The sequence below is a fragment of the Corynebacterium atrinae genome (assembly GCF_030408455.1).
In the GTDB taxonomy this organism is placed as follows: domain Bacteria; phylum Actinomycetota; class Actinomycetes; order Mycobacteriales; family Mycobacteriaceae; genus Corynebacterium; species Corynebacterium atrinae.
In genome coordinates, this window is the sequence record NZ_CP046977.1 from 1658367 (window position 1) to 1670416 (window position 12050).

The window sequence follows — 12050 nt, forward strand, 5'->3', positions numbered from 1 at the left end:
CGTTTAGGCTACGAGCACTCCCAGCACCAGCCACGTCACCATCGCCGAGGGCAACATGCCGTCGAGGCGGTCCATGAGGCCGCCGTGGCCGGGCAACAAATTCGACATATCTTTAATGCCCAGTTCGCGCTTGAACTGGGATTCCACCAGGTCGCCCAATGTGGCGCAGAAGACGAGCCCAACGCCCATGATGGCGCCCATCCACCAGTCGTGGCCCAGCAAGAAATGCACGGTGAGCGCGCCGGTGACCGTGCCAAAGATGACGGAACCGGCGAATCCTTCCCACGACTTCTTGGGGCTCACGGCCGGGGCCATGGGGTGCGAGCCGAACATCACGCCGGCGATGAAGCCACCAGTGTCGGAGGCAATGACGCACAGCATGAAGGTGATGATGTAGGCCCACCCCGGTACACCGTCCGCCGAGAACAGCGAGAGCATGGCCGCGAATGAGGCGAACAGCGGGATCCAGGTGAGCACGAAAATCGCCACCGAGACGTCCCGCAAATAATGCTGTGGCGGGGTGTTGCGGCCGTGGTAAAACAACCGGCCGAACATCATAATAAGTACCGCCATGACGTAAGCGGCGACCAGCCCCTTCGTCTGGAACGGCCACGACAACCACACCATCGCTTGCCCCAGGATGATCATGGTCCAGCGGGGCACATGATAGGAGTGCTCGCGCAGCCGGGTGACCACTTCCCACGTCGCTACGGCCACGGCCGCGGCGACCAATGGGTACCAGCCCTTCGGACCCAGCCAGACGGCGATGAGGACGAGGGCGCCGAGGAACAAGCTGACGCCAATGGCGGCCGGTAGATTACGGCCAGCGGAGTTCTTCGGCCTAATCAGCCGCTGGTCTCCCACCGGGAGCCTCCTGGAGTGGTTTCGGGGACGAGGGAATGGACGTGGTCTTCGGCGCAGAGAACAGGAGGCTAGACCTCCATCAACTCGGCTTCCTTCTTGGTCACCACATCATCGATCTGCTCAACGTAGGACTTGGTGACCTTGTCCAGCTCCTTCTCCGCTGCCTGAACCTCGTCCTCACCTGCGTCACCGTCTTTTTGCAGCTTCTTCAGCTGTTCCATGCCCTTGCGACGGATGTTGCGAATGGCGATCTTTCCGTCTTCGCCCTTCGCCTTGGCCACCTTCACCAGATCACGGCGGCGTTCCTCGGTCAGTTGCGGGATAGTAACGCGCAGGACCTGGCCATCATTTGTGGGGTTAACGCCGAGATCAGAGTTGCGGATAGCGTTCTCGATCTCTCCCATGGAGCTCATCTCGTAGGGCTTGATCAGCAGCATGCGCGGCTCTGGCACGGAAATGGAGGCCATCTGCGTGATGGGGGTGGGAGCGCCGTAGTAGTCAGCGATCACGCCGTTGAACATCGCGGGGTTGGCGCGGCCCGTGCGAATGGTCATCAGATCTTCGCGGGTGTGCTCGACCGTGTTGGTCATGCGGTCCTCGGACTCGAGGAGAATGTCATCGATCATCTGCAAGGCACCTTTCTAAATAGTTTTGTCTGCATTAATCTACCAGGTCAGGCACTTAGGACTTGACCAGAGTGCCGATCTGCTCGCCAGCCACCGCTCGGGCAATGTTGCCCTCGGTGAGCAGGTTGAACACCAAGATCGGCATGTCGTTGTCCATGCAGAGGGAGAAGGCGGTGGCATCGGCGACCTTGAGGCCCTTTTCGATGACCTCCCGGGGAGAGATTTCGTGGAACAGCTCCGCGTCGGGGTTCGTGCGAGGATCATCGGAGTACACCCCGTCCACGCCCTTGGCCAGGAAGAGGACATCGCAGCCGATTTCCAGGGCTCGCTGCGCGGCCGTGGTGTCGGTAGAGAAGTATGGCATGCCCATGCCTGCGCCGAAGATGACCACGCGGCCCTTTTCCAAGTGGCGCTCGGCGCGTAGCGGAAGGTAAGGCTCGGCGACCTGGGCCATGTTGATGGCGGTCTGGACTCGGCAATCGACGCCCTGCTGCTGGAGGAAGTCTTGCAGCGCGAGGCAGTTCATCACCGTGCCCAGCATGCCCATGTAGTCTGAGCGGGCGCGATCCATGCCGCGCTGCTGCAGCTGAGCGCCGCGGAAGAAGTTGCCGCCGCCGATGACCACGGCGATCTCGGCGCCCGTGCGGGCGACTTCGGCGATCTGGCGGGCGACGTTTTCCACCACGTCGGGGTCGATTCCGACGTTGCCACCTCCGAACATCTCACCCCCCAGCTTCAGCATCACTCGTTTGAAGCCTTGACTCCGGGGGCTGTCAGCGGTGGTCACCGTTAGGTCTCCTTGTGGGTCGGGTTAACAGATTAAATCCATCCTACATTCTCCCACGACAGTCCCCGTTGCCCGAGATTCACCCAAAGTTGACACCACATGGAACAGCAGCGCCACGTGTCGGAGGGCCCGGTCAAGTCTTCTCGATCGCCGATGAGGGACGCCCAGCATGGATGATCAACGCTGCCTTGAAGCTGGGGCTGGACACTTTTACCCTCGGCGGCATCGCCGCCTTGCGCGCTGACCTCGTCGAGCTAGCTCTCATTCGAGTCGCCGCTTCGCTGGTCCCACCCCCCAACCACCTGACATGGCAGGAACAGCTGCGCATCTATGTCGAATCAATGTGGGGAACGTTGGAGAATCACCCCGGCATTGACTGCATCATCATGGACTATCTCGGTGCCCCGGCAGCGTGGAGCGCCTAGATTTCGTGATCGACTTTCTCGGCGACACGGTGATGGCGACGCACTTGTCCATTGTTGCCATGCGTCGCGAGGTATCCCCGGGCCGCTCTGGCTTGGAACAAGCACGGGCAAAACTTAGGGATGAGGCCACAGCCAGTGGTCGCAACACCCGCATTGCAGAAAACGACCGCCGTGCGCGGGGCACGGCGGTCGTCGATAAGCAGGGGCCGATTAGGCCTGGCCAACCTCGAAGCGCTTGAACGCGGTCAGGGTGACGCCAGCTTCATCCATGAGCTGCTTGACGTTCTTCTTGGAGTCGGCGACGGAGGCCTGCTCCAGCAGGACGACGTCCTTGTAGAAGCCGCCCAAGCGACCCTCAACGATCTTCGGGATAGCCTGCTCCGGCTTGCCCTCCTCACGAGTGATCTGCTCGGCGATGGAACGCTCCTTCTCCACGATCTCCGCAGGGATCTCCTCGCGGGTCAGGTAGCCAGCCTTGAGAGCGGCGACCTGCATAGCAGCGGCCTTTGCAGCTGCCTCGGCCTCTGCACCCTCACCGGTGTAGGCGACGAGCACACCGACGGACGGCGGCAGATCAGCAGAGCGGTGGTGCAGGTAGACGGCAACCTTGTCGCCGTCGATGGTGGCGGCGCGACGAAGCTCAAGCTTCTCGCCGATCTTCGCAGACAGAGCCTGCAGGACGTCTGCGGCAGTCTGGCCATCGACATCAGCGGCAGCGAGCTCTTCGGGAGTATTAGCCTTGGCCTTAGCAGCGCCCTCGGCGATCTTGGCGGAAACTTCCTTGAACTCGGCATTCTTAGCCACGAAGTCGGTCTCCGAGTTGATCTCCACCATGGTGTTGCCGGAAACGGCAATCAGGCCCTCGGTGGCGTTGCGCTCAGCACGCTTGCCCACGTCCTTGGCACCCTTGATGCGGAGCAGCTCGACAGCCTTGTCGAAGTCACCATTGGCTTCTTCCAGGGCCTTCTTGCAGGCCACCATGCCAGCGCCGGTGATTTCGCGGATCTTCTTGACGTCTGCTGCAGTGTAGTTCGCCATAGTTCGGGCGATCCTCCTCTTGTAGGAAAAGTATTCGTTCAACGAGCGTACTCGATAGAAAAAGCCCCCGCCGCGCTTACACGACGGACGGGGGCCTGAGAAAGTCTCAGTTGAGACTAGTTCTCGGTAGCGGTTGCTTCCTCAGCAACAGCGGCTTCCGCAGCCTCAACGGCCTCGACTGCTTCCACAGCCTCCGCGACCTCAGCGGCCTCGGTTGCTTCTGCAGCCTTCTCGGCGTCAGCAGCGGCCTTTGCCTCGGTATCGCCAGCGGCTTCCTTGGAAGCGGCGAGGGCGCGCTCTTCGCGAGCCTTCTTGCCCTCTTCCACGGCGGTGGAGATGACGCGGGACAGCAGAGCGGTGGAGCGAATGGCGTCGTCGTTGCCCGGGACCGGCCAGTCGACAACATCCGGGTCACAGTTGGTGTCCAGGATCGCGACGACCGGAATGCCCAGCTTGTGAGCCTCGTTGATCGCGATGTGCTCCTTGTTGGTGTCAATAACCCACAGAGCGGAAGGAATCTTGTTCATCTCGGCGATGCCGCCGAGGACGCGCTCGAGCTTGGTGCGCTCGCGGGTCAGCATGAGGATCTCCTTCTTGGTACGGCCGTCGTAGCCGTTCTCCGCGGCCTCCATGGCCTGGAGTTCCTTCATGCGGTGCAGACGCTTAGAGACGGTCTGGAAGTTGGTGAGCATGCCGCCGAGCCAACGGTGGTTGACGTAAGGCATGCCGACGCGCTCGGCCTCGGTCTGGACAGCTTCCTGGGCCTGCTTCTTGGTGCCAACGAAGAGGACGGTGCCGCCGTGGGCAACGGTCTCCTTGACAAATTCAAAGGCCTGATCGATGTAGGTCAGGGTCTGCTGCAGGTCGATGATGTAGATGCCGTTGCGGTCGGTGAAGATGAAGCGACGCATCTTCGGGTTCCAACGACGGGTCTGGTGGCCAAAGTGCACACCAGCATCGAGAAGTTCGCGCATGGTTACGACTGCCATGTCACGCTCACTTTCATATAGAGTTTCGGTTTTCTTGTCCTTGTGTGCAGGTTTTAATCCTGCACCCTAGCGACGGGACCACACCGACACCCGGTGAACCGGGACCAAGTCTGCGTGGGCTTGTTCCGCCGCGCGTAGTCAGCGTGAAGACACACTGCTGTCGCACATCCTAACCTCCGGCCAGGCTGTTGCCAAACCATCCGCCGTTGTTTTCCACAGGCCAGTCACTCCAGTCCCACCATCCACAGGTTCCCGCTTATCGACGCCCGCCCCGCTCCCCCTCCGCCCTATCGTGCGGGGTATGCGGACCTTCATCATCACCGTGCCTACCGTCCTGGTTGCCTTCCTGGTCGCCGCTCCGGCTTTCGCCTACGTCGACCCCAGCACCGGAGCCTCCACTGCCAGCGGCGTCATCCGGGCTTTTGATAAGCCCGCCCAGAACTGGCTGCCCGGCCACCGAGGCGTTGATCTCCGCCTCTCGGTGGGCTCCGACGTGCTGGCCAGCGGTTCCGGCGTCGTCGCCTTCGCAGGAACGGTGGCGGGCACCCCAACCGTGTCCATCGACCATCCGGATGGGGTGCGCACCACCTATCAACCAGTGCACCCCCTCATCTCCGCCGGCGACTTGGTGAAAGAAGGCTCGGTCATCGGAAGGTTAGCCCACCCCACCACCCAGTGGCCGGGCTTGCAATGGGGCGCCAAGCGCGGCGAGGACTACCTCAATCCCCTATCGCTTCTCGACGCCACGACGATCCGCCTGAAGCCTTCTCCCGCCGGCGTTGCACTTTGATGGCCCTCACCCAGTCGGAGGCCGCCCGGTCCGACAGTGCCACCAGCGCCACAATCCAGGTGGCGATATTAAGAATCCCCAGGGCGCCCTCCGAGATAATGCTGTTCATCGGGGTGAGCATCGTCGCAACTCCATTGGATGCCAACACAGCCAACATGCCGTAGCGCGCCCAAGAGTGCCCACGTAGAAAGAAGACCATCAACGGCACGTACACGACAAGGGACACCATTGCCGCCAAACTCGCAGTGAGGAGGCGGAAATCCAAGTCGGCGGTCTCAGGAATGTCGGGTACCCCATGATGGATCACCTGGGCCAGCTGTAAGAACACTCCCGTGATGATGGCAGCCACAGCGAGGATGAAGATGGCCGGGCGCGGCGGGGCGTCACTACTCTCTGTGTCATTCCTCGTTGCTGCCACCCACGGCTGATCGCTCGTGCCTTGGACACGAGTGACATCGATAACGGGCAGATCTCCGTCGGTATCGATGAGGTCGCCGCCACCGTTTCGGTGGTGGTAGCCCGTGGAAAAATCCTTAATCACCTCGACGTCCACGTCCGAATCAGCGTGACGGAGCGTCTCGACGATGTAATCCCGTTCCGCGTCCGTATCCGCGTCAATCTTGTGAGTTACCTGCCACGTAAACAACGACAGCCCCACCGCCCGGTCATAGGTACCAGCCGCCAACCAATCCACTTGGTGCCCGCCCGGCAGAAACCAGCCTTCGGGGCAACGCCACAGCCGAACATGATGTCGCTTCGAGGGACTATCTGCCACCTCCTGTTGGAACGCCACATCCTGGGCCCGGCCGAAGAGATTCAGCGAACTGACCGGCGCCTCCGGATAGGACCGCCCAGTGAGTGAGCTAGTGATGATCCTGCGGGAGGACTGAAAAGTGATGGGGTCCGCGACCGCCCACCCAGCCTTCTCAAAAGCCGCCGCGACCTGTTCACCCGTTCCACGGAGCGCGAGATTCACCGGATCGCCGAGCAACCCATCGGGGGTGCGCACTCGGCCGATAAAATAGTCCGGCACATAAAGCTCAGTGAGCACGCGGTGCAGTCGCGGCAGCGCCAAATAAGCGGCAACTACCCAGAACCCAACGAGATACAGCAGATGCCACCAGTTGAGGTTCAGTCCCGAGCGGATGAGCAGCACCGCAAACCACGCGGAAAACACTGCTCCAAAAACGAAAAACACCCAATCGACGACCGCCGCGACCGAGAAAGGCTTGGACCGGTGCGCGTGCACTTTCTCCTGCCGAGGCGCGTAGCTCGGAGCGGGTTGATTCTGCGGCATAAACGCCAGAATAGCGTTCAGGCCCGCGGGTGAGCGCGTGCAAACACTTCCTTGAGCCGCTCGGCGGACACGTGGGTATAGATCTGCGTGGTTTGCAGCGACGAATGCCCCAGCAGCTCCTGCACCACCCGCAAGTCCGCCCCACCCTCCAAGAGGTGGGTCGCGGCCGTGTGCCGCAGTTCGTGCGGCGTGACATGCTGCCCGCTGACCTGACCAGCTTTCTCCACGACGCGGCGCACCTGTCGCGGATCGATCCGATTCCCCCGCACGCCCACAAACAATGCTGGCGTGTCCTTAGCCATGCCGGGGCGAGCTAGTTCGAGCCACATCGATACCGCATTCGCGGCGGCCTCCCCAAAGGGAACGATCCGCTCCTTATTTCCCTTGCCGGTCACCCGAGCAGTCCGCCGGGACAAGTTCAAATCCTGGACGTCGAGCCCCGTCAGCTCGGACACGCGCATCCCCGTGGCGTACAGCAGTTCCAGCATCGCACTATCCCGACAAAACTCCGGCTCGTTGGCGGAAGCGGCGTTGCCGACGAACTCCCCCGCCTGCTTCGTTCCCAAAACCTCAGGCAAATGACGACCGACTTTGGGGCTGACCAAGCGGGCAGCAACATCCTCGGCGAGATAACCTTGGCGCCGCGCCCAGGTAGAGAACGCCCTAGCCGATGCTGTCCTCCGTGCCAACGTCGCCCGCGACTTCCCCTCCGACGCAGCCTGACCGAGCCACGCGCGCAGCGAGTTCAGGTCGAGTTCGCCGAAAGTCGGCGCCGCCAGCGCAAGATCGAGCAGATCAGAACGATACCCCCGCACCGTCGCCTCCGAGCGGCCCTGGACCAGCCGCATATGCTCGGCGAAGTCCTCGATGGCCTCCTCGATCTGCGTGCTCATGGGTCAGATGCTACCCGCTCCCCCGACCTCCCTGATTGGTCTGCCGACGCCACACCGATCCCTCTCTCCGCACCATGCCGCGGCTTTCCAACTCCATCAGCACGTGCATCGTCAATGGGATGGTCATTCCAGCTGACCGGGCAACGTCGCGGGTACCTGATCCCTCCGGAGGGCAGGCGTCGAAGACACGGAGTTCGTTGCGGCTCAGCGACTGCGCTGGAGTTGCGGCGAAAGCCAACTCGTATTGCTCCTCCACGTCGAGGGCACCCACTGCACCGAGGAGCGCACGAATATCGTCCGCACCAGTGACCAGTTCTGCTCTGCCCCGTTTGATCCGCTCGTGGCACCCCAAGGACCCCACCCCGGTAATCGGGCCAGGAACAGCCATGGGAATCCGGCCCAAGCCTTCCGCCCAGCTGAGGGTATTCAGAGCACCGGATCGCCAGGCGGCCTCCACGATGACCGTCCCTTGGGTGAGCGCCGCAACGAGCCGATTGCGGGTGAGGAAGCGGTGGCGTTGAGGCGGCGTTCCCGAGGGATACTCACTGATCAGACAGCCACGTTCGGCAATCCGATCAAACAGCGCTGCATTGCGGGCGGGGTATGACTGGTCGAGGCCGCAGGCGGCGACGGCAATCGTTATTCCTCCGAAGTCAAGCGCGGCTTCGTGCGCTACGGTGTCTATCCCTAGCGCCCCGCCAGAGACAACCGTCCATTGGTGGGCGGCAAGCCCGCTGACGAGCCGCTTCGTGGCTTCCATTCCGTAGCGGGTGAGTGCGCGCGTGCCCACAATGGCGACTGATTGCGCAACAGCTACCTTCACGTTTTCACCCCGCACCCACAAAGCGTGCGGTGCTACGGCATCCGCTTGGTAGCTGCGGAGGTGGTCACTGCGCCCCGTGGCGGCGAAGCCAAAAGCTTGGTCCAGTTCTGCGGCAGGCCACTCGAGGCTTTCGGGGCTGATCAGCCGAGCGCCGATCGTTGCCGCCTGCGCCAAATCTTCTGATGCCCGGTCCCAGGCGTAGCGCGACTCGGTTTGGGAATGTAGGTCTCCCAGCCAACTGGCGCGCGTCCGTACTCCGTGGGCAATCTCGTCGGCATCACGCCCGGCGTTCAGGAGTGCTTGCAGTGGTCGGCTGGGGCCTTCCACCACTCGGCTGAGGTAGGCCCATGACTCCAGGGAGCTCATATCCGCCCACCTCTCAGCGTCACGGCGAGGCCGAGGTGTTCCAGCGTCGGTTGATCTTCTCCCGCGAGGTCAGCGAGCGTCCAACTGAGCTTCAGGGAGCGATCGACGCCACGCTGACTGATTTTGCCCTGTGCCAGCAGTCCGCCAAGGTAGGCCATCGCATCCTCTGTGGCGGGATGGTGTCGGCGGAGCACGTGGGGATCGACGTGGGCATTGACGCTGGCGGCCAGCCCGTGACCCGTCCACCGTTGTTCGGCTTTGGCTCTGGCGGCCGCCACACGATCCGCGATGGTGGCAGAGCTCTCGCCGAGGGAGGTGGATAACACTGCGCCAGAAGCTGTCAGATTGATGACCATGTCGAGACGGTCGCGCAGCGGGCCGGAGAGATTGTTGAGGTAGGTGGCCCGCTGGCGGGAAGTGCAGGTGCACCGAGCTGGGTCATCCGCGGCGCAGCGGCACGGATTGGCGGCCAGCACTAACTGAAACTGAGCGGGAAAAGTCACCTCCCGTCGGGAGCGAACGAGGCGAATTTCTCCGTCCTCGAGTGGAGTTCGCAGGCTGTCGAGGATGGCCGCAGGGATCTCGGAGACCTCGTCAAGGAAGAGCACTCCGTGATGGGCGAGACTGACGGCTCCGGGGTGGGCGCGTCCGGAGCCACCACCGAGGAGGGCGGCCCTTGATACTGAATGGTGTGGGGCGATGAACGGCGCACGGGTGACCACACCGGATTCTCCGACGACGGAGTGCACGACTGTTGCCTCGAGACAGCTTTGGGGTGTCAAGGGCGGCATGATGCCCGGCAGGCGTGCAGCGATCATTGACTTTCCCGAGCCAGGTGGTCCGATCATGATGAGATGGTGTCCCCCGGCGGCTGCGACTTCGGCTGCAAGCTTGGCTTCGGACTGCCCGGCGATGTCGGAAAAGTCGGCGGCGGGAGGTGGTGCAGATTGGGTTGGCTGGCCACTGACTTCGAAGAGCAATGTCTCCCCCAGTGCCCAGTCCCACGCCTGTTGAAGGGATGAGACCGGCAAGACACGTAAGCCAGGAACGAGTATGGCTTGTTCCTGGCTAGCAGCAGGAATGAGCGCATACACGCAGCCGTGGGCCGCGGCGGCGAGCAGCGATGGCAGCACTCCCGGGACTTCCCGCACCGAGCCATCCAGTCCCAGCTCGCCGAGGACGAGCGTGCGATCGAGCTTCGCCGCCGCCCTCGGTTCCCGTGCGGCAAGGACTGCCAATGCGGTGGGTAGGTCGAAGTGGGAGCCGGCTTTGCGTAATGATGCCGGTGACATCGACACCACAACCTTCGTTTTCGGCCAGGCCAGCTGGGAGTTGGCGAACGCGGTGCGGATTCGATCTCGGGATTCACTCACCGCAGCGTCGCCGAGGCCTACCACGTGAATACCGGGAAGTCCGGGGCCGATGTTTGCCTCGACTGTGACGATGCGCGCGTCGACCCCCTCGAGGGCGGCGGTGAAGCTCCTACCAAGCGCCATGTTCGACTCCCTCATAGAGCTCGACGTCGAATCCCGTGCCCGAGGTGGTGAGGGCGACCACGTCGAAACGCACGGAATAGTAAGGACGGCCCTCTAGCCACAGCGCGGCGGCTCGACGCATGCGCGCCAACTTGCGTCCGGTGACCGCTTCGGCACCGCCATATCCCCGTCCCGACCGGGTCTTAACTTCAACGAACACGATTGTCCCGTCCGGTTCGCGGACGATGATGTCGAGTTCACCGACGGGGTAACGGACATTACATTCGACAACCGTCGCGCCGCGGCGTTGATAGAGGTGAGCCGCGAATGTCTCACCCCGTTGAGCGAGCCGAGTACGTACTTGAGTGCTCATGATTTTCCCCCTGGCAATTGGTGTTGTGGCAATTCCCACCTTCCCCTGGTAACTCACGCCCAAGCAATGGGTCACCCACCGCAGCGCCAGAATCTGTGGATAGCTGGGAGTTATCCACAGCGCCAGGAACCTGGTGCTTGACAGACACTCCCCGCTCGTGATTCGTCGGACGCAGCAAAGAATTCCCAGCCTCGTTCGAAAGTTACGCTGCTGCAATTTCGAACAAAGACAAACTCATGTCGGGCCTACTTATTAGTTTGAGTTTTGTAGCGAGCCAGAAGAAGCGATTGCCACGCTACGAAACTGTCCACCCATCAACGGATAACTCAGCAAGAGTTCCGTTCCTTCTTTCAATCATTCGTGATTGAAACTTCTCACTAAATAAGGAGAGACCCACATGTTTAACTCACAGACTCCCGCAACACAGCCCCGTTCCAAGCGTGGCAAACTCGTCGGAATCGGAGCCGCCAGCGTGCTGGTTGTTGCGATCGCCACCGCGTGTGTCGATGGCTCCGGCACCAGCCCCGTCCCGACCAGCAGCGTCGCGGCCGTGTCGCAGGCTGCCACACCCGAGGCTGCCGCGCCCGAGGCCGCCACACCAGCGGCCCCCGAAGTGGCGGCCCCCGTTCAAGAACAGGCCGTGCCCAAGGAGTACAAGTCGGCGCTGCGCCAGGCGAAGACCTACTCCGACATGATGCACATGTCTAAGGCTGGGCTCTACGAGCAGCTGACCTCTGAGTACGGCGGACAGTTCACGGCGGAGGCCGCGCAGTATGCGATCGACAATGTCGAAGCGGATTGGAACGCCAATGCGCTGGAGAAGGCGAAGGCCTACGAAGAAATGGCCCTCTCCCCCAGCGCGATCTACGACCAGTTGACGAGCGCGTATGGCGAGCAGTTCACTCCTGAGGAGGCGCAATATGCCGTTGATAATTTGTAAGTAGCACAAATCCCCCTGACCAAAATAAGGAAAGGGGGACTTGCCGTTTCAAACGTCTAATCCGGCATGATGAGATCGGGCTTATCCAGCTCTTCGATGTTGACGTCCTTGTAGGTGATCACCCGGACGTAGCGGACAAAGCGGGCAGCGCGGTACATGTCCCATACCCAGGCGTCGGACATCCGGACCTCGTAGTAGACATCCGTACCGTCGTTGTGCGGAATGAGCTCCACGGCGTTGGCGAGGTAGAAGCGTCGTTCGGTTTCTACGACGTAGGAGAACTGGCTGACCACGTCCCGATACTCACGGTAGAGGGAGAGTTCCACCTCTGCCTCGTAGTTGTCGAGTTCCTCAGCGCTCACAG

The 12050-nt window shown here is 62.0% G+C and carries 15 protein-coding genes; 4 read left to right on the plus strand and 11 right to left on the minus strand.

The features are described 5' to 3' along the window. Positions 1–3: 3 nt before the first annotated feature. The 3 genes from CATRI_RS08110 to pyrH all read right to left on the minus strand — a co-directional run bounded on the left by CATRI_RS08110 (position 4) and on the right by pyrH (position 2232). Positions 4–864, minus strand: coding sequence for a phosphatidate cytidylyltransferase (locus CATRI_RS08110; RefSeq protein ID WP_290216455.1), 861 nt, complete (start codon positions 862–864; stop codon positions 4–6). Positions 865–932: 68 nt separating this feature from the next. Next, a complete protein-coding gene (gene frr / locus CATRI_RS08115; protein ID WP_290216457.1) occupies positions 933–1490 on the minus strand; it encodes a ribosome recycling factor in 558 nt (185 codons plus the stop codon). 55 nt (positions 1491–1545) lie between these two features. After that, on the minus strand, positions 1546–2232 hold the full coding sequence (gene pyrH, locus CATRI_RS08120; RefSeq protein WP_290221055.1) for a UMP kinase: 687 nt from the start codon (positions 2230–2232) through the stop codon (positions 1546–1548). A gap of 218 nt (positions 2233–2450) precedes the next feature. Between pyrH and CATRI_RS08125 the strand changes: the two genes are divergently transcribed. Both CATRI_RS08125 and CATRI_RS08130 read left to right on the plus strand, forming a co-directional pair. After that, entirely contained in the window at positions 2451–2702 is a 252-nt protein-coding gene (locus CATRI_RS08125) for a hypothetical protein (RefSeq protein ID WP_290216458.1), read from the plus strand. A 5-nt stretch (positions 2703–2707) separates the two neighbouring features. Further along, complete coding sequence (locus tag CATRI_RS08130) at positions 2708–2941, plus strand: hypothetical protein (protein WP_290216460.1); 234 nt, start codon at positions 2708–2710, stop codon at positions 2939–2941. Here the strand turns inward: CATRI_RS08130 and tsf are convergent. Together tsf and rpsB are read right to left on the minus strand one after the other, a co-directional pair. After that, positions 2913–3740: a translation elongation factor Ts gene (tsf, locus tag CATRI_RS08135; RefSeq protein WP_290216462.1), complete on the minus strand. Its 828-nt coding sequence runs from the start codon at positions 3738–3740 to the stop codon at positions 2913–2915. The two genes, CATRI_RS08130 and tsf, sit on opposite strands and share 29 nt — an antisense overlap. A gap of 116 nt (positions 3741–3856) precedes the next feature. After that, positions 3857–4729 (minus strand): 30S ribosomal protein S2, encoded by an 873-nt coding sequence (rpsB, locus tag CATRI_RS08140; protein WP_290216465.1) that lies wholly within the window; start codon positions 4727–4729, stop codon positions 3857–3859. Positions 4730–5030: 301 nt separating this feature from the next. On the opposite strand from rpsB, the gene CATRI_RS08145 reads away from it, so the two are divergent. Continuing rightward, entirely contained in the window at positions 5031–5519 is a 489-nt protein-coding gene (locus CATRI_RS08145; RefSeq protein WP_290216467.1) for a M23 family metallopeptidase, read from the plus strand. Here CATRI_RS08145 and CATRI_RS08150 read toward each other — a convergent pair. The 5 genes from CATRI_RS08150 to CATRI_RS08170 are packed head-to-tail and all read right to left on the minus strand — an operon-like array spanning position 5449 to position 10746. Further along, a complete protein-coding gene (locus CATRI_RS08150; protein ID WP_290216469.1) occupies positions 5449–6816 on the minus strand; it encodes an LssY C-terminal domain-containing protein in 1368 nt (455 codons plus the stop codon). The genes CATRI_RS08145 and CATRI_RS08150 overlap by 71 nt on opposite strands. Positions 6817–6833: 17 nt before the next feature. Continuing rightward, on the minus strand, positions 6834–7709 hold the full coding sequence (locus CATRI_RS08155; RefSeq protein WP_290216471.1) for a tyrosine recombinase XerC: 876 nt from the start codon (positions 7707–7709) through the stop codon (positions 6834–6836). 10 nt (positions 7710–7719) lie between these two features. After that, positions 7720–8898 (minus strand): DNA-processing protein DprA, encoded by a 1179-nt coding sequence (gene dprA / locus CATRI_RS08160; RefSeq protein ID WP_290216473.1) that lies wholly within the window; start codon positions 8896–8898, stop codon positions 7720–7722. Then, positions 8895–10394, minus strand: a complete 1500-nt coding sequence (locus CATRI_RS08165; RefSeq protein WP_290216475.1) for a YifB family Mg chelatase-like AAA ATPase — start codon at positions 10392–10394, stop codon at positions 8895–8897. The genes dprA and CATRI_RS08165 overlap by 4 nt, the downstream gene beginning before the upstream one ends. Then, positions 10381–10746, minus strand: a complete 366-nt coding sequence (locus CATRI_RS08170; RefSeq protein WP_290216477.1) for a YraN family protein — start codon at positions 10744–10746, stop codon at positions 10381–10383. Before CATRI_RS08170 ends, CATRI_RS08165 begins: the two co-directional genes overlap by 14 nt. Positions 10747–11143: 397 nt before the next feature. Here CATRI_RS08170 and CATRI_RS08175 point away from each other — a divergent pair, with 397 nt between their 5' ends. Beyond that, positions 11144–11686: an Ltp family lipoprotein gene (locus CATRI_RS08175; protein ID WP_290216485.1), complete on the plus strand. Its 543-nt coding sequence runs from the start codon at positions 11144–11146 to the stop codon at positions 11684–11686. Positions 11687–11742: 56 nt separating this feature from the next. On the opposite strand, the gene CATRI_RS08180 is transcribed toward CATRI_RS08175, so the two are convergent. Beyond that, the gene (locus CATRI_RS08180) at positions 11743–12048 is read right to left on the minus strand and encodes a DUF2469 domain-containing protein (protein WP_290216487.1); all 306 of its coding nucleotides are present in this window, start codon (positions 12046–12048) and stop codon (positions 11743–11745) included. Positions 12049–12050: the final 2 nt, after the last annotated feature.